This is a genomic window from Paenibacillus wenxiniae (genome assembly GCF_039822605.1).
GTDB lineage: Bacteria > Bacillota > Bacilli > Paenibacillales > Paenibacillaceae > Saccharibacillus > Saccharibacillus wenxiniae.
Genome location: NZ_JBCGUH010000001.1, coordinates 482,335 through 504,058 on the forward strand (window position 1 = coordinate 482,335; position 21,724 = coordinate 504,058).

Here is a 21,724-nt window from a genome sequence, read left to right on the forward strand (position 1 = left end):
ACGTTCGTTCAATTACATTCGGTTCAGCTAACTTTCAATCTCAATCTCAATCTCAATCTCAATCTCAATCTCAATCTCAATCTCAATCTCAATCTCAATCTCAATCTCAATCTCAATCTCAATCTCAATCTCAATCTCTGTATCAAGTATATTCGTCATTGATAGATGAATCAGGCAAAAATGCGTCTGCACAGGAAAAATCCTGCTGTCAGGCGTGTTTTTGCTTGAACCGAATGAAGCTAACAAGCAATACTTGTTTACGAAAGCAGGAATTACTTTATATAGTATTGAATGAGATAAATGTCAGGATGGATTGATTTTGAAAGGGGGATTTCGATGAGATTTCAATGGACGTTAATTTTGGGATTGATTTTTGCTGTTATTATTGCGATTTTTGCAGTGATCAATGTGAATCCGGTGCAGGTGAATTTGCTGTTTGATGTAGTGCAGTTGCCGCTTATTTTGCTCATTCTGGGCTGTACACTCGCAGGTGGACTGATCGTTGGATTTTATGGCATTTACCGTCAATACTTTTTACAGCGCAAAATCAAGCAATTGGAAGCGCAAGTTACACAACTGGGCGCTGCTCCTGTCGCCGATAGCGGTCCGGTTGGTAACGTGGAGTTTGATAAAATGTATGCCCGTACCGATGACACAGCTTCGTCGTTCTCTGACCGTAAGCTGTAATACACATCGTATGGTAGGATCAACTGAGTGCCCTATGAATCCACCTGTAGTATCGCTAATGATGGCGATCCGACAGGTGGATTTTTACTGGATAACGATGCGCAAAACTGGTATGTTGGTTACATTGCGTTTTGTTACCCAGGCTGTCAGAGTATAGTACATATACATCTTCTCACGGACAGTACATCATTTTACCGTTTGAAAAAGGAGAACCTCATGAACATTTCGATTAATCGCGATTACACACTGTCCCTGCTTAAAGAACTACTGGAAACACCAAGCCCTACCGGCTACACTCATCATCTGATCGAACGTCTGCATCAGGAAGCGCTGACGCTGGGCGTCACAGCTGAGCGAAACCGCAAAGGTGGTCTTGTACTCACACTGGAAGGTAAAGACCCTTCCCGTACAATTGCACTCAGCGCTCATGTGGATACACTCGGAGCGATGGTACGTGCGATCAAAGCGGAAGGTACGCTTCGGTTGTCGATCGTTGGTAGCTTTATGATGAATAGTATCGAAAATGAATACTGTACGATTCATACACGTGATGGTCGTGTGTACACCGGCACCATTTTGACGACCAATCCATCGGTACACGTCTACGATGATGCCTATGAATTAAAGCGTGAAGAACAAAATATGGAAATCCGCCTTGATGAAATGGTATCGTCGAAGGAAGATGTCGAAAAGCTGGGCATTGCGGTTGGCGACTATATCGCCTTCGATGCACGTCCGGTGCTCACTCCAAGCGGCTATATCAAATCTCGTCATCTGGACGATAAAGCGAGTGTTGCCGCTCTGTTCGGTTTGCTGCAATCGGCCTATGTAGACGGCTGGAAGCCTACGCATCAGGTGAAACTGCTCATTTCCAACTATGAAGAAGTCGGTCACGGTGCTGCTCATATCCCGCATGAAATTGATGAAATGATCGCAGTCGATATGGGCTGTGTGGGCGACGATCTATCGTGTAAAGAAACGGATGTGTCGATCTGTGTAAAAGACAGCTCCGGCCCTTACGATTATGAAATGACTGGCAAACTGGCAGAACTGGCGCAGCGTGAAAAGATTCCGTTTGTGCTTGATGTGTATCCGCATTATGGTTCCGATGCCTCTGCGGCGCTGTCGGCTGGTAATAACATCCGTGCGGCTTTGATCGGACCGGGTGTGCATGCGTCGCATGCGATGGAGCGTACACATAGTGATGCGGTGATTAATACGGCAAGATTGCTTGGGGCTTATATTACGGAGTAACTAGATCAACGTTCTATCGTAAATCATGCCATTAGAAACATAAAATGCTATCAAGTGAACTAGAAATCGGTTCACTTGATAGCATCTCATACATAAACACTTTTAAAAAACTATTTAAAATCTTGGAATATCTATGTTTTAGTTACATTATGGAACAACTTTCTAATTACATTTAATAAACAATTAGTGGTTAGATTTACTCACTATAACATCACTTGCTAATCCTATAATTAACTGTATTTCCGCTTATATCCATAGATGTATAATCAGTAGCATTCTTTACAGGGGCTTTTGCCACTCCGTCAACCGTTATGTCACTTACTGTAGCATTCAATTGTCCAGAAGGGCTAGCACCAGCAATTGTAGCAAGTATTTTGTAATTATCAATTTTTTCTTATCCTGTATTAGATTTCGAAAATATTGAAGTCCATTTAGTATTAGCTCTATGAGAGCAACTTAAGTCTGTACATACTGCTGTTCCTACAAGTTTTACGCGAATAGCATTCTGTTCATTAGTGGAAGATGAGCTATAATTCCGCCAAACATCTATTGGTATAGGCTCGCTGGATAAATAACCATTACTACTTTGAACACTAAAGGTTATATTTAATTCATTGTTAAACTCTGGTATAAAGGAGAACTGAAATGAAGAAAATATTACTTAGTTTATTGATCGCTAGCTTTATAGGTACAGTTTCATTTAACATCACCTCATTTGCAAGAGAAAATCAAAGACATTTGTCAAACATTATTCAACTATCCGGTGCGAATAACAGCGTATATGCACTTGATCATACTGGAAAGCTATGGATTTGGGGCTATAATCAATATGGCAACTTAGGTTTGGGCGATGAAACTGATCGTTTTGCTCCTACTCGTCTACATATTCCAACTTCAACAAGCATTACACAAATTGGAAGCGGGCGTCATATTAATGCTGCTTTGAACACAAGTGGACAGGTATTCAGTTGGTCTGAAAAATGGCCTGGAAAGAATGAAGCTCAATCCAGTACACCTGTTATGATAAACGGATTTAGCGGTATTAAACAAATCGCTGTAGGCGCAAATTTTGTATTAGGCTTAGATCAGAGCGGTAAAGTTCAGTTATGGGGTCAAACTAGTACTTCTGATAATGCATCCAAATTTATAAATGAACCTTCTGCTATCCCTAATACCCCTGAACATATTGTATCAATCGCGGCGAGCCAAAATCATGGATATGTATTAACATCTGAAGGAGCCGTGTGGAGTATATCAATCACCAGTTCTTCAGGTTCAATTGCTGCAAAACCTACTTTGCTACCTGATCTAAAAAACATCAAAATGATATCTTCAGGTGAAAAAGCTATTGCATGTATAGATTCCAACGAGCATGGTTGGATATATGATCAAGATGCTAACCAAGTCGTTAAAGTGCCTTTAACACAACCAATTAAAACTATTTCAGCTCAGCCAATAAATAATGCAGCTATCATAACAAGCAACGGAAATGTATATCAGCTTATATCCAAAACAGATACTCAGCTTCTAAAAGGGGTTCCTTCCAATGGAATCGCTGCGATACAGAATCCTTTAGCAACAACTATACTTACGAAGTCTGGTGAAGTTTGGTCTACAGGTGTGAATGTAAACGGTCAACTGGGAATAGCAAATAATATTAGGCGTATAGCTACAGCACAGCCAGCGATCCAACCGATTCAACTAGAATTGAATGGAACACTGCTTCATCCTGTGAATTCACCAAAAATGGTTGGTAATTATGTATATGTACCGATTAGAGGTGTTTTACAAGAGATGGGTTCGACTGTGAATTGGAACAAAAACCAAAAAAATCTAGTGAAGATTACGAGTAAAAATACGATGATTCAATTACAAGTCGACCAAAAATATGCCATGATTAATGGAAAAGCAGTCCAGTTAGATGCTCCAGTTGTTTATATTGATGGAAGCATGTTTGTACCGTTACGCTTTATTTCGCAGGCTGAAGGCGCTACTGTCAATTGGGATTCAAACTTATATACTGTGAGTATCTCTTTTAAAAATTAATCTAAAGCAGAAAATATACAAATTAAAACCCGCAGACATCAGAATAAAACGTTCTGTCTGCGGGTTTCTCTGTTATGATTCTATACTACTTGCTTTTCTACCCCTGCTCCGCAATCTTCTCCGCCAGCTCATTCAAATACGTCCAGCGCTCCATCAAATGCTCCAGCTCCTGCTCGGCATTCGCTTGCTCGATCATAAGTTCTTGCAAACGGACGGAATCGCTGAATGCGGCTTCCATTTCGGTCGTGATGCGTTCTAGCTTTTGCTCGGCAGCTTCAATCATGCTGTCGATCTGCTCGTATTCGCGTTGTTCCTTATAGCTGAACTTGAGCTTATCGCGGGATGAGCTGCGTTTATTGGCTTCGCCTGCGGATTCACTGGCATCAACGCCAACGTTGCTATTAGCCGCTGGTGTGCTGCTGGCTGCTTTGGGCTGTGCTGCTCCTTTACCTTCAGCGGCTAAACCCGACTTCATCGATTGTCCGCCTGTACGCTCCTCATACTCGCTATAGTTACCCGCATGAATGCTAACGACACCGCCGCCTTCAAGCGCGAATATTTTCTCACAGGTGCGATCCAGGAAATAGCGATCATGGGATACGGCTAGTACAACGCCTGGGAATTCCTCTAAATAGTCTTCCAGTACCGTCAAGTATGAAATGACCGGCAAGCTGGCAGAGCTGGCTAAACGTGAAGGGATTCCGTTTGTGCTTGATGTGTATCCGCATTATGGTTCGGATGCATCAGCAGCATTGTCGGCTGGCAATAACATCCGTGCGGCATTGATCGGGCCGGAGGTGCATGCGTCGCATGCGATGGAGCGTACGCATAGTGATGCGGTGATCAATACGACAAGATTGCTTGGGGCTTATATTACAGAATAATGAATACATGACTATGACGTCATCGTTATTTTAAACGAACGTCTTATTTAATATACCTGCATTAAATTAACAAGCTATTAAACACCTACTTTACACGATATGATGCGGCATACTCTGGAAAAAGTTGACAGAATGCGCTTCATCATCGTATAGTGTGTAGCGAGACATCCACTGGGGGCGCCTGTATAGGCTGAGATAAAGCATTGCTTTTGTCCCTTTGAACCTGATCTGGGTCATGCCAGCGTAGGAAAGTGGTGCAATGATGACTGGCTTTGTTTGCCTGTGATCGTATTGCCGCTTCCGTTCGCCGGAGGCGGCTTTTTGACGTCTGCGGTGAACATAGAAGCGATGATACAGATCATCTGGCTTATTGTACCTATACAAATGACGTCTGTCCTCTCATGCTCCCTGCCTCGCAGTCTCCGATGGATGCTATCCATATACTGTAGGAGGATTTAGAAAATGACGATTTTGACCACCCCATTGCCTGGCAGCCGTAAAGTGTACACGATAGGTTCGCGCCCTGACATTCAGGTGCCTGAACGCGAAATTGCCCTTTCCCCCACTGACATACGCGGTGTAGAAACGGCAAATGAGCCGCTGCGTGTGTACGATACGAGCGGTCCCTATACCGATGAAGAAGCAATGATTGATATTCGTAAAGGCTTACCCGCTTTACGTGCAAGCTGGATTGTGGAACGTAACGATTGCGAATATACGAATGGACGTATGACACGTCCAGAGGATAATGGCTTTTCCAATCAGGATAAGGTCGATCAGCAGGGTGCTGAGCCGTTTCCCCATTACGGGCGCAGGCCGTTACAGGCAAAAGCAGGACAGAATGTAACCCAGCTTCATTATGCCCGTCGTGGTATCATAACGCCGGAAATGGAGTTTATCGCTATTCGTGAAGGAATGGAATCGGAAACCATACGTGCCGAAGTTGCAGCCGGACGCGCGATTATCCCGGCTAATATTAACCATCCTGAACTAGAACCGATGATTATTGGACGCCGTTTTCATGTGAAAATCAATGCGAATATCGGCAATTCGGCAGTTGCTTCCTCCATTGAGCAAGAAGTCGAAAAAATGACCTGGGCAACACGCTGGGGTGCCGATACGATTATGGATTTGTCCACCGGCAAAAATATTCATACGACGCGTGAATGGATTATTCGCAATTCACCTGTACCTGTTGGGACTGTACCGATTTACCAGGCATTAGAAAAAGTCGGTGGTCGTGCTGAGGAATTAAGCTGGGACGTGTATCGAGATACGTTAATTGAGCAGGCAGAGCAAGGTGTAGATTATTTTACGATTCATGCAGGCGTGTTGCTACGTTACATTCCGCTTACAGCTAAGCGCGTAACCGGTATCGTTAGTCGCGGTGGTTCCATTATGGCGGCATGGTGTCTGGCTCATCATCAGGAAAACTTCCTCTATACTCATTTTGCAGACATTTGCGAGATTATGAAGGCGTACGATATTAGCTTTTCGCTCGGAGATGGACTGCGTCCTGGTTCGATTGCAGACGCCAACGATGCCGCCCAATTTGCCGAGCTGGATACACTGGGGGAGTTGACACAAATCGCCTGGCAGCATGATGTGCAGGTCATGGTCGAAGGTCCCGGTCATGTACCGATGCATCTTATACAGGAAAATATGGATCGCCAGTTGGATGTGTGTAAGGAAGCGCCCTTTTATACGCTTGGTCCGCTGACGACTGATATCGCGCCTGGCTATGATCATATTACAAGCGCCATTGGTGCAGCAATGATCGGTTCGATGGGTACGGCAATGCTCTGCTATGTCACGCCCAAAGAGCATCTCGGCTTGCCGAATCGTGACGATGTAAAAGAAGGGGTTATCACTTATAAAATCGCCGCTCATGCCGCCGATCTCGCTAAAGGTCATCCACGCGCCCGCTACCGCGATGATGCCCTGTCTCGCGCACGCTTTGAATTCCGCTGGCGTGATCAATTCCATCTGTCACTTGATCCGGAGCGCGCGCTGAGTTATCACGATGAAACATTGCCTGCGGAAGGCGCCAAATCCGCACACTTCTGCTCGATGTGTGGACCGAAATTTTGCAGCATGAAGATCACACAGGATATTCGTGAACTGGCAGAACAGGACGGGATTACGCCTGAACAGGCAATCGAGGCTGGAATGGAGCAGATGGCGGAGAGCTATCGGGTGCGGCAAGGGACGATGAATGGGGTTTATGAGTGAAAAGGTAGCAGTCGTTTGGTTGGGACGATAGTGTATGAAGATCATCGTTTAATATATAAAATATGACTGTAAAAAGGAATAGTTGATTGATTTAAATAAAACGTCCTCATATTAAATTAGGTATAGTAAAATAACAGGACTATATATCATGATTAGATGAGATGCTATGGGATGAACGATATGTTTACCCCATAGCATTTTATGTATACAGACAAATAAGGTATATTAATAGATATAGTTTGGCTGAGAAGGAGTATATTATGCGAAACCAATGGGATTTATATGTGAAAAATTTTGGACGTATTAAGGAAGCAACGATTACGGTGTCCCCGTTTATGATGTTTGTTGGTAAAAATAATACGGGTAAGAGTTATTTGATGATGTTGCTGTGGGGCATTTTGACTGAGAGTGAACAACTTATACGAAAAGATTTAAAAAAACACCCCCAATTTGAGAAATTAGAACATAATACAAAAGTTCAGTTAAATAAAAACGATGAAGCCATTATCGATATTATTGATCAAGATATAATTTTAAATATATTTAACGATATTTTAAATGAGAATAAAGAATTTGTGCTCCAAAAAATATTTAACTTTCCGATCACATTAAGCGAAATTCGTATATCGAGAAAACATAAAGAACCTTTCAAATTAAAACGAATCAGATCCACTTTCGTAGAAAGTATCAATCTATCTTCTGCTGATATGGAAGATGAAGATACCTCAACGAAATATGAATTTTTATATCGAGATAAAAGACTTACATTTGTAAACAGTACATTCAGTTCAATATTAATTGAGTTTTTTCTACGATTTGTTACCGTAACTATGATTAGAGATGATTTTTTTGATAGCATTTTTCAAAGTAATAAATTGCGACAACCTCTGTATCTTCCAGCATCAAGAACTGGTTTTATGCAAACATACCGTGCAATCGTAGGTAATACATTCGATGAAACAATAGCAGGTTCATTTATTTTAAATGAAGATGATCAACCATATAATGCTTTTCCAGGTACAACTCTCACCTATCCAATAAGTGATTTTTTATCTCGCTTGCAAAAATACAATATAGATACTCATCAGCCAAGTCTGTATAATTCCGAACAATTATTTCTTAATACTGAAATTCTAAAAGGTAATCTGAATAAAAACGAATATAATCAATTTGTTTTCACTCCATTAGGTTCACAAGTTCAATATCCATTACATGTAACATCATCACTCATCTCAGAGTTAGCACCTCTATCTATTTTTCTATCTTCTGATAATGATCCCGACTTATGGATCATTGAAGAAGTAGAAGCACATTTACACACGGAAATGCAGTTGAAAATGGCTCGTTTCCTTTTCCGCCTTGTTAATAAAGATAAAGCAATCTGGATTACCACCCATAGTGACACGCTCGCCCAACAGATCAACAATTTGTTAACGATCGCGCAAAGAAACGACAAAGATAATCTTTTAGATAAATTAAATTACAGTGAACAGGATATTATCTCCGATCTTGACTTAGTGCACGCCTATCAATTTGAAAATGTTGATGATCATACTGTGATCACAAAGCTTGAATTAGGACCTTACGGTTTTGAAATGAAAACATTTAACGATACGCTTGAACAATTAATTAAAGAGACGGATATGATTCAAAATCATGTGGAGTGACGATATGATTCAGATTGGATTTGATTTAGAGCGAATAAAAAAAGAATATTATAACATATTGGATACTCCCTTTCTGACTTTGGAGGAAAACGATCCTGCTGGTAAAGCCAGAGTACAGGTGGAATTTTCAAATGCCACAAACAAGCAATTTATTCAAGTACTCGGCGAGAACCATCATGACTTTTTAAAATATATAACCAATCCCAAATGTGCAGATGGTATCATTCTATCATCCGATATATTGGATCGAACTAAAGCAAGTCTGCATATTATTGAATTGAAATCAGCTATCACAACATCAATTTGGTCTAAAGTGCAGCAACAATTTCGCGGCGCTATTTTAAGAGGAATTGCGTTTGCTTCTTCTTTAGGTATTGCTCAGATTCAGCATATTAGCTTGCATACTTGCTATGTAGAGGACCATTTATTACAAGCTGCTGTCCAAGCACAAACCACTCAACAACATATTAAAGGCATTGCGGCACGTAAACCACTCACTGGTGTTAATATCCCTGAAGCCCAGCAATGGAATATGCCAACTATTTCTATATTTCGAACGCAAACGCTAATGTTAACTCATACTAGACACAAGCTTATTATTAATGAACAGCACGTCAATTCCGGCACAATCACGATTACAGCGATATAATTTGTTTACATCATTTGCATATAGCCGTTACATTGAACTCTCATGAATTTGAGCAATCTTATTACATGCCTCTCATTCCTCCTTAACTTTAAAACTCCTTTTTCGCTATCTTTTTCACTAGTTTATAGTAAACAAAAACTCCCTTTACGTTGGACATCCACATCGGTATACAGATGTATACGTGGGCTTCCATACGAAAGGGAGTTTTATTGTAACTTCATTTATAATCATTGCTAAAACAGATCACTTTCAGTCCATCATCCCTGCTCCGCAATCTTCTCCGCCAGCTCATTCAAATACGTCCAGCGCTCCATCAAATGCTCCAGCTCCTGCTCGGCATTCGCTTGCTCGATCATAAGTTCTTGCAAACGGACGGAATCGCTGAATGCGGCTTCCATTTCGGTCGTGATGCGTTCTAGCTTTTGCTCGGCAGCTTCAATCATGCTGTCGATCTGCTCGTATTCGCGTTGTTCCTTATAGCTGAACTTGAGCTTATCGCGGGATGAGCTGCGTTTATTGGCTTCGCCTGCGGATTCACTGGCATCAGCGCGTTGATGATCAACCGCCGCATTACTGCCAGCAGCTTTAGGCTGTGTGGCTCCGTTGCCTTCAGCGGATAAACCGGACTTCATCTGTTGTCCACCTGTACGCTCCTCATACTCGCTATAGTTCCCCGCATGGATGCTAACGACACCGCCGCCTTCAAGCGCGAATATTTTCTCACATGTGCGATCCAAGAAATAACGATCATGGGATACGACCAGTACGACGCCTGGGAATTCTTCCAAATAATCTTCCAGTACCGTCAATGTGGTAATGTCGAGATCATTGGTCGGCTCATCGAGTAGCAGTACATTCGGTGCGCTCATCAGTACGCGCAATAAATACAGTCTGCGTTTTTCGCCACCGGACAGTTTGGCAATCGGCGTCCATTGTGCGGCTGGCGGGAACAGGAAGCGTTCTAGCATCTGAGCAGCCGTAATGCTACTACCGTCCGATGTTTTGACGACTTCGGCTACTTCTTTAATGTATTCAATCACGCGCATCGACTCATCCATCTCTTGATGCTCCTGCGTGAAATAACCGAATTTAACGGTTTGTCCGGTAATGATGCGTCCAGACGTTGGTTCAATCCGTCCTGAGATGAGATTAAGCAATGTCGACTTGCCTCGTCCGTTCGGACCGACGATACCGATCCGATCACCCGATACGGCATGATACGTTAACTCGTGAATGAGTTCACGTCCACCCAATGTTAGTGACACATGATCCAGTTCAATAATCTGTTTACCGAGACGCGAGGAAACGGTCGATACTTCTAACTGATCGCTCCGACGTCCAGGTGCATCGTTTTGCAATTGCTCAAAACGATCGATTCTTGCCTTTTGCTTGGTCGTCCGTGCTTTAGCACCACGGCGTATCCATGCCAGCTCACGACGCAGCAAGTTTTGCCGCTTGTCTTCTGAGGCTGCCTCGCGTTCCTCACGATCTGCTTTAAGTTCCAGATAACGCGTATAATTCGCTTCATACCGGAATAGTCGTCCTCCATCCAGCTCCAGCATAACCGTTGCGACACGATCGAGGAAATAACGATCATGCGTAATCATCAGCAGGGCACCGCGCCGTTTTTGTAAATATTGCTCTAACCAGGTGACCGAATCATGGTCGATATGGTTCGTCGGCTCATCCAGGATAAGCAGTTCGGCTGGCTGAATTAGCGCTGTTGCCAGGGCGACACGCTTACGCTGACCACCGGACAATGTGCCCATTGGCGCATCATAGCGAGTAATACCGAGCTTGGACAGCACGTTCTTGGCTTCACTTTCCAGCGACCATGCATCCAGTCGATCCATCTCCTGACTGATACGCACCAGTTCCTGTTGAACAGCTGCATCATCTGGTTGCTGCTCCAAGCGATCCATCACGCTCATATAGGCGCTAACCGCTTGTAGCTCTTCACCACCGCCGTCAAACACCTGACGTAATACTGTTGCGTCTGGATCATACGGCGGATTTTGTGCCAGATAACGTACACGTACGCTGTTGCCGATCACAACCTGTCCGCTGTCCGGCTCTTCCAATCCTGCAATAATTTTCAGAAACGTGGATTTCCCTGTTCCGTTTATACCAATAATACCAACTTTATCGCGATCTTCCATGCCAAACGAGGCATCTTGAAACAGTATTTTATCGCCAAAGCTTTTGGCGAGTGCTTCCACAGTCATTATATTCATTGCGATTCACCTTCTCAGGCGCTAAGCCTGTCATTGATCTTAAATTAAGGTACATAGATAGTGCAGCTTTTATATTTTAAGGCTATGATCGTATCATTGCTGGTTTTAGCGTTCTCGCATAGCCTGTTCTCGTACCTATACAATCATTCTATGTCCATACTAATTATATTGTTCTGTGTCGTGAGGATGCCAAGCACTTCATATGCAAGAGATGCACATTCCCTAATTAAGCTGGATCATCTGGCGGACGATTGATCTGCTTTTCACAACCCATCAGAAATAGGTCGGTTACAAAGCGCGTGCGCTCCTGCAATTGCTGCTCGTTAAAGTCCGGATTGAACATCAGATCCATTTTGACTCGATCCAGCATGCCGATATACGACTCTGCTGACCATTGTGGATGGGAAACCTTGCCCTCTTTTAACACATCCAGCACCATCTCCATATAACGGAACATGAATTGACGCATATACTGCATCAGCGCCGGATCATTATTAGGCGCACGGAAGACGAGCTTTGTATATTTGCGGCGTTCAAAATGATAGCGTGTATGATGAATGGCAATCACATACAGCTTATCTGCCATATTGGTACAAGGACGCAATGCTTCTTGCAAATTGTCCAGAAACTGTTCACAGTCACGCCTTGTAACAGCCAGACACAGCTCTTCTTTACTTTTAAAATATAAATAAACCGTACCTTTGGCAATACCCGCCCGATTGGCAATGTCGGAAATTTTCGTTTCATAAAATCCATCCACGCCAAACAGCTCATAAGCAGCGTCCAGTATCAGGTCCAATTTGTCTCCTGTCGTGCCGCTCATACGCCACCTCCTATATGACTAAAAACAGTAGCGCTACCGCTCCACCTAAAATAGAGCTTACCGCGTTCACCATATCATTATTCATCCAGCGCCATCCTCTGGCATAGGTCGTTGGCTGACCGTGATGTGTGTCCGTTTCGACGATTTTGCCACATACGATACAGCGGTGCATCAGCTGCACCGTCGCCCCCAAATATGAGTCGGCAAAACAGCCGGCAAGACCGCCCACCAGACCGGCAAGCACCAGCACACATGCGCCATAGAGCACACTGGTCAAACTGGATAAGTCAGTATATGGATTACCCGTAGAAGACAGAAGCGAAAACAACCACGCCGCTCCGCCAATCATTATACCACCTGCGGCAGCCGCCATCGTGCCGCGAAGCGATACACCGCCGGATGCACCTGGCTCCAGCACACGACCATTTAACACCGAACGCGGCGGCTTACGACTCAAGCTTCCCATTTCGGTTGCCCATGTATCCGCAGTAACCGTCGCCATCACACCGATAAAAGCGAGTACCCATGCTTCATGGGGAGCGAAGGCATGACCAAGACAGAGCACCATACCGAGTCCGCCATTAGCAAACACCTGACCCGCATCACGACGTGATCCTTTCGCATAATCCTGTTCCATACGCCGCTTGCGCTCACGTTTCATCCGCGACAACACACTACCGCTAATGAAAAATAAAATAAGCAGTCCGAACCAGAGCAAACTTCCAGCGGCATAATAGATCGTGCCCATCAGTGCCGCTGCGATCGCTCCTGAGCCGGACAGCCACTGCTTACGATAGCCAAGTCCAGCGATCAGACCCGCACACGCTAAGCCAATCAGCCCATCCAACCAGACGCTCATTGGGCAATCTGGCACGTACCGACCGATTCGCCCGCATAAGTTAATTCAAATGTATCGCCTGCGGCGACAGGGCCGACACCTTCCGGTGTACCTGTGAAAATAATATCGCCTGCGGACAGACCATAATTTTCACCGATATGCGTCAAAATCGTCTCCAGGGAGAAGATCATATTGGTCGTGCGTCCCAGTTGAACCTGCTCGCCATTTTTGAGCAGCGTAAACTCATTGTTCAGCCAGCCCTCTGTACCGGGAAATGGCACGAAGGAAGTCAATGGCGCCGAGTTTTTGAAACCTTTAGCAGCTGTCCACGGATGACCTTTTTGCTTGAGGACGCTCTGTACATCGCGTAATGTAAAATCGATCCCAAGTGCTACTCCATCTACAAGTTGCTCGGCAGATAAACCTGCCTCATAATCGCGACCGATCCGAACGACAAGCTCAGCTTCGTAATGAATTTCCCCTTTATCGGTGGGCAGCACCAGTGCATCATTGGTAAAAGGTACAGCAGCATGCGAAGGTTTCAGGAAGATCATTGGCGAGCTTGGTACTTCGTTGCCCAGCTCCTCGGCATGTAAACGATAATTACGACCTACACAGTATACATTTTGAATAGCACTCATTGAGCATTCTCCTTCTCGATAGGAAATGGTTAGTTTGAAGCGTTCGCCTGTAGCCTGTACACCAACAGCGAACGTAGTACGATGATGGATCAACGTGCAGTATAAGATCGTATTCATTACTTGAGTGGAATCGCATTACCTTTCACATCAAAACGTACACCCGTAGATAAGGATTGCAAACGTTGCAGCAACGTCTGAGCAGGCTGTTGTTCCATCGGTACTGGCTGTCCGAGATTGGCGGTGTACGGAATAACTTTCATGCTGCAATCGCCTTTCACTGAACATACCGCCTGAAATACACCGGTATCCCATGTCTTCTCTGTTAGTGAACGGGTGAAAATAAAGTTCCCTGTGCTATACGCAATCCATTTGCCTTTATATTGTTCTACACCTTGAAGCACATGCGGATGACCGCCTACGACCAGATCAGCCCCTGCATCGATAAAGCGATGCGCTAGATCAGTCTGATGATCGACCGTTGTGTCTGAGCGTTCTACACCCCAGTGGGCAACAACAACGACCAGATCGGCACTACTTTTCGCCTTGCGAATCGCCGCTTCTGCGGCGGTTGCATCATATGCTGTAGCAACACCTGGCTGATTGGCAGCTGCATTCCAGCTTGCCTTCGGGATAACACGGCTAAAGCCAAGCAAGGCGATACGTATCCCTTTTCGTTCAAATATAACCGGTTCATACGCACGGGCAGCATCGGCTCCAGCGCCTACATATTTGACACCGCTAGCATCCAGCTGACGAATCGTATCGGTTAAGCCGACTACGCCCTGATCCAAAATATGATTGTTGGCCAGATTCACCGCATCTATCCCCGCAGCAGCCATATGAGGCAATGCTTCCGGTGACGATTTGAATGCGTATGTTTTATCGGCTGCGGTCGTATTGGAGCTTGTAACCGGTGTCTCCAAATTCACAACTGTCAGATCGTCGTTCGTAAACAGTTGCTTTACATACTGGTATGGATAATCATACCCTTTCTTCGCCAGCAGCTCGCCCATCTTACCGGAAAACATCACGTCACCGCCAAAATTAAGCGTAACGGTTTTCCCCTGCGGCTGCGTGTCTGTCTGCGGTGCAAGCGGTGTAGCCGCTGGTTGCTTGTCCTTATCTGGTGCGTTATCGCTGGATGTTGGTTTGTCGGTTGCACCTGAATCTGTCGCTTCTGCTTCCGCAGGCTCTGCTGGAACCGGCGTTGCTTCAGGCTCCGCTTGTTCATTATGACTAGCTTCCTCTTCATCGATCGTTGTTTCCTGTTCAGCTGTACCATCCTGCTCTTCCTCTGTCTGAGGTGTAAGTTCTGCTGAGGAAGCGCCAGGATTTTCTGACTGTGACGGAGATTCAGTCACTTGCGTTTCCGCAGCTACAGCTGAAGAATCAACAGGACGATTCGCCGCCGATCTAGTCGATGAAGGTGAAAGCTCGTGTGTCCAATACATCACTCCGACCAGTATAATCGCCGCAACGAGTATACTGTTCAAAAGCATCCATCGTCTAAAGCGCCGTTTGCGGCGTAGCAGCTCTTCCTGCTTCTTTTGACGGGATTGTTCTGATCTAGTTGTATACATGTTTTGCTCCTTTAACGGATACGTCTTATCTATTATAGCAGGTTCCACTTACAGGCGAAAAGCTCGCTCTGTATAATTACGCTAGCTCATGCTAATCTGTACGGAGCGATAGTTAAACTAGGGTATGTACGCAATCTGTTATTTGAGATAGATACCACTCCGGCAAGGAATAAAGGGACGGACTCCGATCTCGCACAGGAATCTATAGAGTAGAAGTGAATAGTAGATTGCCATGCTCAGAAAAGGTAAGATATTGGGATTTGCAAAAATCACTTTTTCATTGAAGCTCGTGTTAGGAAACCACTAACACGGCAAGTCGTTCTATCCTCTTATTTCCTTTCCGCAGTGAAGTGCTACTTATACGTATATGAGTTTGCGTACACGCCCTAATACGAAAGGACGCGCAAACGAACACAAAAGGCGCTTCATCCCCATCAAAGGACGAAGCGCCTTACGTATCCAGCTATACGTTATGCAGCTATAGTAGCATAACGTTTATACAACATAACCGCTTAATTCGCCAGCACCTTTACACGCTTGCTTTCCAGCTCAGCGGCATCTCTTGCCGTGCGAATACAATCGGGCAAGCCTACACCATCATAGCCTGCGCCCAGCAATAGCAAACCTGGACGCTGTTGCTCTAACTCGCTACGCATATTTTGAATCGAATCGATATGGCCGACCGGATATTGCGGCATTGAACGACGCAGACGGGTAATTTCCGTAAATAACGGCTGTGCATCGATACCCATCAGCTCGCGCATATCTTTGAGCACACATGCTGTAATCTGTTCATCCGTCTGCTCTACAATTTCCTCCTGCCCATCACGACCAACGTAAAAGCGCATCAGTACGCGATCATCCGGGCTAGTATGCAGCCATTTGGTCGATGTCCATGTGCAGGCGGTAATCGTGCGTCCTTCCTTACGGGGAACGAGGAAGCCTGAACCGTCATATTCGGTTTCGATATGTTTGCGGTCGAATGCCATCACAACATTGGCGACCGATACATAATTGATCCGCTCCAGCGCCGTTGTATCGGCATGACCTTTGAGCAGGGGTGCAGCAGCAAAAGCAGGCACCGTAACAATCACATGCTCTGCCTCCAGCGTTGTACCATCGCTCAGCGCGACCGTATACATGCTATTGTTATAAACAATGGAGTTTGCACCGGTATGCAGACGGAAATCCACGTCTGGTGATAGCGTTTCTTGCAGCTTTTCGGTCAGACTTTGCAGACCACGTTTGAAGGTGAAAAATGCACTCTTCTTCGTGCCTGTATGTGTCTCAACCGGCTTGCGACCGGTACTCATTCCTTTGATCAAACTGCCATATTCACGCTCGACAGCACCAAATTGCGGAAAAGTTGCCTGCAAGCTCAGCTTACGTGTATCACCAGCATAAATGCCTGCGAGTAATGGCTCGGTTACATTTTCCAACACTTCTTTACCAAGACGACGCTCGATAAAATCACCTAACGATTCATCTTCTCCGTCCATTTTGGCAGGTAACAGGAAATCTTCCAGCGCGCGAATTTTACCATCCATCGAGATCAGATCGCTTTCCATAAATGGACGTAGCTCTGTTGGAATACCGAGCACCAGACCAGATGGCATCGGATGCAGCTTGCCATCATGCAAAATATACGTTTTCTTCGCATTCGGGTTCGTCGTCGTCAGCTCATCACCAAGTCCTACTTCTTCGGCTAGCTCAGTCATCGCTGTTTTGCGAGCCAGATAAGAATCCGGCCCTTTTTCGATTACAAAGCCATCACGGTGCAATGTATGCACCTTACCACCGAGTGAACCAGATTGCTCCACGACGGTAATATGTGGATGTAGTCCTTGTTCGCGGAAATATTTACGTACATAAAAGGCGGAGCTAAGACCGGTTATCCCGCCCCCGATAATGATAATATTGCGTTTGGATAATTGCATTACACATGCACCTCTTTTGATTTGCGGATGACCTCGTCAGCCAGTACCTCCATGTAGAGTGGATCTGTATTCAGGGAATCAATACGCATCAGACGCATATCTAGCTCTTGCGCAAGCTCTTGCGCTTCAATATCCAGATCGTAAAGCACCTCAAGATGATCCGAAACAAAGCCGATTGGCGCAACCAGCACATATTTGACCTGCTCATCGCGCAGCTCTTGCATCGTATCCAGCACATCGGGTCCAAGCCAAGGCTCAGCCGTACGTCCCGCACTTTGCCATGTGAACTGCCATGATGGCACATTCGCACGCTTCGCAATCGCTTCAGACGTTTCCAGCAGTTGATCACGGTATGGATCGCCCATGCTTAGAATACGTTCTGGCAAACTATGCGCACTGAACAGTACACGTACCTGATCACGAGTCGCCCCTGTTTCTTCAAACAGTTCCAGCTTGCTGTTCACCCGATTCGCCAATGTCTCAATTAGCTGTGGATGCAGATGATAGCTTTCAATGTAGGAAATGTTCAAACCGTGCTTCTCTGACGTTTCGCGTGCACGCTTCAAATAGCTGCCTACGCTCATAATCGAATAATGCGGTGCCAGCACGATACCAACCGCTTTGGTAATCCCATCTTTCACCATATCTTCAATACCATCTTCGATAAATGGATACGCATGCTTCAACCCTTGATAACATACAAATTCAACATCGCTTCCAGCAGTATGCTCATTCAGCTTTTGCTGTAGGCCAGCGACTTGATTGTCTGTATTTTCACGCAGCGGGAAAACACCACCCACAATCGCTTCATAACGATCTTTCAGCTCTTTCAATTGCTCCGGACTTGGCGGATTGCCGCGACGGATATGCGTATAATAAGCTTCTACATCGTCCAAACTGGCAGGAGTACCATAGGACATAACCAGAACACCGATTTTTTTGTTAGCCATTAAGGATCACCTCAATAATAAAGTAATAGTGCATAACCATTATGTTCATCCATGACATTGATCACATCGACGATTTAAATTTCATCTAAATTTTGGAGCATCCTATAGATTGCTCCCTAGCGATGTGTCATACCTATAGGTTATGCAGGATGAAAATGAACAGATGAACAACTGTACACTTCGTCTAATAACGATAAAATATCTTTTTGAATCAATCTGCCTTCTATTATGCATAAAGCAGATAGTAATTGCCAATTTACTGGATAAAAGAGAGCGCTAATCGCAATTCGATTACCCTTATGTCATCCGACTTCTTAATACGGAAGCGGAATATTCATGCACATAATCGGTCAGCTCTTTGAGTTTATCGATCGATGCCTCTGGGAACAAACCATGACCCAGATTGAAAATATAGCCTGGCTCCTGCAAGCCTTCATCGATAATGCGACGTGCCTGCTCGTGAATGACAGACGAAGGTGCCGTCAATACATACGGGTCCAGATTTCCCTGCACCGCATAGTTGCCACCGAGCCGGCGACGTGCTTCTGGAATCGATACACGCCAATCCAGACCGATCACATCGACTGGCAGTCCATTCAGCTCTGGCAACAGCTCACCTGAACTTACACCAGGGAAATAAATTTTTGGCACATTCAAATCTTTAAGCTGATCAAAAATGTATTGAATCGTTGGTAATACATATGTGCGGAAATCAGTTGCAGACAGTGCGCCCACCCAGCTATCGAATAGTTGGAATGCTTTACCACCATTTTCGATATGTTTACGCAAATAGGTGGCTACCATATCGCCCAATTTGCGCATAAGCGAATGCCACAACTGTGGTTCGCTATACATCATCGTTTTTGTACGAATATAGCTTTTGGATGGTCGGCCTTCGATCAGGTAGCTGGCAATCGTAAATGGCGCACCGGCAAATGTAATGAGCGGCACATCCAGCTCTCGATCCAGAATACGAATCGTTTCCAATACATGACCGAGATCTTCCTCGACCTGAATCGGACGCAGACGCTCTACATCAGCTGCGGTACGAATCGGATTGTCGATAACCGGCCCGATATTTTTTACGATATCAAAATCGATACCGATCGAAGCGACCGGATTCATAATATCGGAATACAAAATCGCCGCATCCACACCGAGCTTACGTACCGGCATCATCGTCACTTCCGCAGCCAGCTCGGGCTGACGGCAAATTTCCAACAATGTATAATTTTCTTTGATTTTCTGATAATCCGGATCATAGCGTCCTGCCTGACGCATATACCAAACCGGTAAACGGTCGGTACTCTGCTTATAGCAGGCACGTATGAAGGAATCGTTATAACTCATAGGGGCAATCCTCCGCATCGGTAATGTTTCACTACACCATCTGGCGCTCTGTGTATGCTGGACATCATGACTGGCAACACTGCTGCACACATGACAAAATAAGCTGTCCTCCCATTGATGTCCAATTTCGTTCGGTTTGACTCACATTTCCATTATCCTCTTTTTCGGAATGCGTAACAACTCCCCTACGATGAACATCCCATGACAATCCTATGAACGCGTGCAAGCTAGAACGTGTTCGCAAACTATTTTGCTGGAGCAGACATTACTTCGGCAAGGAATAAGCTAACCTTTAAAACCAGACAACTTATGATTGTCATCATTTATGTATGACTCGATATCTGTACAGACTGTTATATTCGGGTAATTTACGATATAATCGTCTCATAAAGTTTCATCTAGTGAAAACATGTTTTATTTTATTGATCTTTTTGTTCAAAATTGATCTATTTCAGCTCTAATCATGTTATAATAATGAAATGAATGTAAGGAAGTGAAACAAAATGAAAATAACCAAAATGAATATGGAACCGTGGCGCATAAACCTGATGGTGTTATGGGTCGGACAGTTCCTTGTCAATGCGGGAATGACGATGATCGTTCCTTTTATCGCGTTATACCTGTCTCAAGATCTTGGTGTACAGGGGGAACATCGAATCGCGCTCTGGTCGGGATTTATTTTTGCGGCTAACTTTGTGACCTCATTTATATTCCAGCCACTCTGGGGCAAGCTATCGGATCAGTATGGACGTAAAGTCATGTTGCTACGCTCTGGCTTCGGGATGGCGATTGTGTTTACAGCGATGGGTTTTGCTACACAGGCATGGCATTTGCTCGCGCTACGGCTGCTGAACGGAACGATCTCCGGCTTTAATCCAGCGGCAACTTCGCTCATTTCCAGCAGTACGCCGAAGGAGAAAATGGGCTTTGCGATGGGCATTAGTCAATCCGGGACGGTTGCGGGTACGATCCTCGGTCCATTGATCGGCGGTATACTGGCAGACACGATCGGTTTTCGCTATATTTTCTACATTACTGGTTCGTGTATTTTTCTCGCGACATTGCTGGCACTGTTTCTTGTACGTGAGAAGTTCGATCGCTCACTCGCAGCCAAAATGCCAAAAGTATCCGTATTATCCGGCTTACGTGAACTGAGTTTGACACCGCAGTTACCTGCATTGTTCACCGTAACATTGCTGCTGCAATTTGCGATGATCAGTCCGATGACATTGATGCCGCTTTATGTACAAAAGCTGCATGGTGCAACAGAAAACTTAGCATTCTGGGCAGGTCTGGTTAGTGCCGTGACCGGTCTATCGAATATGCTCACCGCTCCTTTTCTTGGCAAAATTAGCGATAAGTACGGTGCGCACCGGGTATTAACCTTCTCGCTCATCGGAGCGGCATTAACGCTAATTCCGCAGGCGTTTGTGCAAAATATTGGGCAATTGCTGGCGATTCGCTTCTTAATGGGATTATGTATGGGTGGTCTGCTGCCAAGCGTCAACTCGCTGATTCGCTCCTACACACCGGACGGTATGGAAAGCCGTGCATTTGGTTTTAACAGCAGTACGAACGCGCTTGGTAATATGACCGGATCGGTGATGGGTGGTGTACTGGCAGGCTTTATCGGCATTGAAGGATTGTTTATTATGTCAGGTATACTGTTGATGCTGAATATGGCATGGGTGCGTTCAAAACTGTACGGAAAGCCATCGACGGAGCGACAGCATAAGTCGGCGTAACCAGGATAATGATCGAATGGTTATGTCAAGTCAGGTGATCATTCCAATTTGCATGGTAGATTGGAAATGGATTGGTAACTTGATCGTTTGGATGTGGAACTCTATTGTTGATTGGCATCAAAAAAGGAAAACCCGTTCTACTGTGCTCCATGCTTGCAGTACGTCGGGTTTTCCTTTTTATATAGACTTTATAAACTTTATAGACTT

16 protein-coding genes, 3 pseudogenes and 1 riboswitch are annotated in these 21,724 nt (G+C 44.9%); of the genes and pseudogenes, 8 read left to right on the forward strand and 11 right to left on the reverse strand.

Annotated features, from left to right (window positions below; translation table 11 throughout):
- Positions 1-27: 27 nt before the first annotated feature.
- On the reverse strand, positions 28-192 hold the full coding sequence (locus tag AAHF22_RS02070) for a hypothetical protein (RefSeq protein ID WP_347323301.1): 165 nt from the start codon (positions 190-192) through the stop codon (positions 28-30).
- A 144-nt stretch (positions 193-336) separates the two neighbouring features.
- Here AAHF22_RS02070 and AAHF22_RS02075 point away from each other — a divergent pair, with 144 nt between their 5' ends.
- Positions 337-687: a LapA family protein gene (locus AAHF22_RS02075; RefSeq protein ID WP_347323302.1), complete on the forward strand. Its 351-nt coding sequence runs from the start codon at positions 337-339 to the stop codon at positions 685-687.
- Between the two features lie 216 nt (positions 688-903).
- Positions 904-1,941 carry a M42 family metallopeptidase gene (locus AAHF22_RS02080; RefSeq protein WP_347323303.1) on the forward strand — a complete coding sequence of 346 codons (1,038 nt, stop codon included), beginning with the start codon at positions 904-906 and terminating at the stop codon, positions 1,939-1,941.
- Positions 1,942-2,152: 211 nt separating this feature from the next.
- Here the strand turns inward: AAHF22_RS02080 and AAHF22_RS23840 are convergent.
- Positions 2,153-2,599, reverse strand: a pseudogene (locus tag AAHF22_RS23840) (YrpD family protein).
- Between AAHF22_RS23840 and AAHF22_RS02085 the strand changes: the two are divergent.
- The gene (locus AAHF22_RS02085; protein WP_347323304.1) at positions 2,587-3,987 is read left to right on the forward strand and encodes a stalk domain-containing protein; all 1,401 of its coding nucleotides are present in this window, start codon (positions 2,587-2,589) and stop codon (positions 3,985-3,987) included. The pseudogene AAHF22_RS23840 and the gene AAHF22_RS02085 overlap by 13 nt on opposite strands.
- A 97-nt stretch (positions 3,988-4,084) precedes the next feature.
- On the opposite strand, the pseudogene AAHF22_RS02090 reads toward AAHF22_RS02085, so the two are convergent.
- Positions 4,085-4,648, reverse strand: a pseudogene (locus tag AAHF22_RS02090) (ABC transporter ATP-binding protein); the annotation flags it as partial.
- Here AAHF22_RS02090 and AAHF22_RS02095 point away from each other — a divergent pair.
- The 4 genes and pseudogenes from AAHF22_RS02095 to AAHF22_RS02110 all read left to right on the forward strand — a co-directional run.
- Positions 4,623-4,871, forward strand: a pseudogene (locus AAHF22_RS02095) (M42 family metallopeptidase); the annotation flags it as partial. The pseudogenes AAHF22_RS02090 and AAHF22_RS02095 overlap by 26 nt on opposite strands.
- A gap of 163 nt (positions 4,872-5,034) precedes the next feature.
- A riboswitch (TPP riboswitch) is annotated at positions 5,035-5,138 on the forward strand.
- A 195-nt stretch (positions 5,139-5,333) separates the two neighbouring features.
- Positions 5,334-7,103 carry a phosphomethylpyrimidine synthase ThiC gene (gene thiC, locus AAHF22_RS02100; RefSeq protein WP_347323306.1) on the forward strand — a complete coding sequence of 590 codons (1,770 nt, stop codon included), beginning with the start codon at positions 5,334-5,336 and terminating at the stop codon, positions 7,101-7,103.
- A gap of 260 nt (positions 7,104-7,363) precedes the next feature.
- Positions 7,364-8,770 carry an AAA family ATPase gene (locus tag AAHF22_RS02105; protein ID WP_347323307.1) on the forward strand — a complete coding sequence of 469 codons (1,407 nt, stop codon included), beginning with the start codon at positions 7,364-7,366 and terminating at the stop codon, positions 8,768-8,770.
- A gap of 4 nt (positions 8,771-8,774) precedes the next feature.
- Positions 8,775-9,419, forward strand: a complete 645-nt coding sequence (locus AAHF22_RS02110; RefSeq protein ID WP_347323308.1) for a hypothetical protein — start codon at positions 8,775-8,777, stop codon at positions 9,417-9,419.
- A 257-nt stretch (positions 9,420-9,676) separates the two neighbouring features.
- On the opposite strand, the gene AAHF22_RS02115 is transcribed toward AAHF22_RS02110, so the two are convergent.
- From AAHF22_RS02115 to hemE, 8 genes are all read right to left on the reverse strand, one after another.
- A complete protein-coding gene (locus AAHF22_RS02115; RefSeq protein ID WP_347323309.1) occupies positions 9,677-11,653 on the reverse strand; it encodes an ABC-F family ATP-binding cassette domain-containing protein in 1,977 nt (658 codons plus the stop codon).
- A gap of 226 nt (positions 11,654-11,879) precedes the next feature.
- Positions 11,880-12,476 carry a TetR/AcrR family transcriptional regulator gene (locus tag AAHF22_RS02120; RefSeq protein WP_347323310.1) on the reverse strand — a complete coding sequence of 199 codons (597 nt, stop codon included), beginning with the start codon at positions 12,474-12,476 and terminating at the stop codon, positions 11,880-11,882.
- Between the two features lie 10 nt (positions 12,477-12,486).
- Complete coding sequence (locus tag AAHF22_RS02125) at positions 12,487-13,323, reverse strand: DUF92 domain-containing protein (RefSeq protein ID WP_347323311.1); 837 nt, start codon at positions 13,321-13,323, stop codon at positions 12,487-12,489.
- An 8-nt stretch (positions 13,324-13,331) separates the two neighbouring features.
- Positions 13,332-13,955, reverse strand: a complete 624-nt coding sequence (locus AAHF22_RS02130; protein WP_347323312.1) for a fumarylacetoacetate hydrolase family protein — start codon at positions 13,953-13,955, stop codon at positions 13,332-13,334.
- A gap of 116 nt (positions 13,956-14,071) precedes the next feature.
- Positions 14,072-15,535, reverse strand: coding sequence for a CapA family protein (locus AAHF22_RS02135; RefSeq protein WP_347323313.1), 1,464 nt, complete (start codon positions 15,533-15,535; stop codon positions 14,072-14,074).
- Positions 15,536-16,047: 512 nt separating this feature from the next.
- The gene (gene hemY / locus AAHF22_RS02140; protein WP_347323314.1) at positions 16,048-17,472 is read right to left on the reverse strand and encodes a protoporphyrinogen oxidase; all 1,425 of its coding nucleotides are present in this window, start codon (positions 17,470-17,472) and stop codon (positions 16,048-16,050) included.
- Complete coding sequence (gene hemH, locus AAHF22_RS02145; protein ID WP_347323315.1) at positions 17,472-18,422, reverse strand: ferrochelatase; 951 nt, start codon at positions 18,420-18,422, stop codon at positions 17,472-17,474. The genes hemY and hemH overlap by 1 nt, the downstream gene beginning before the upstream one ends.
- 297 nt (positions 18,423-18,719) lie before the next feature.
- Positions 18,720-19,772 carry a uroporphyrinogen decarboxylase gene (gene hemE / locus AAHF22_RS02150; protein WP_347323316.1) on the reverse strand — a complete coding sequence of 351 codons (1,053 nt, stop codon included), beginning with the start codon at positions 19,770-19,772 and terminating at the stop codon, positions 18,720-18,722.
- Between the two features lie 524 nt (positions 19,773-20,296).
- On the opposite strand from hemE, the gene AAHF22_RS02155 reads away from it, so the two are divergent.
- The gene (locus AAHF22_RS02155) at positions 20,297-21,517 is read left to right on the forward strand and encodes an MFS transporter (protein WP_347323545.1); all 1,221 of its coding nucleotides are present in this window, start codon (positions 20,297-20,299) and stop codon (positions 21,515-21,517) included.
- The last annotated feature ends 207 nt before the right edge of the window (positions 21,518-21,724 follow it).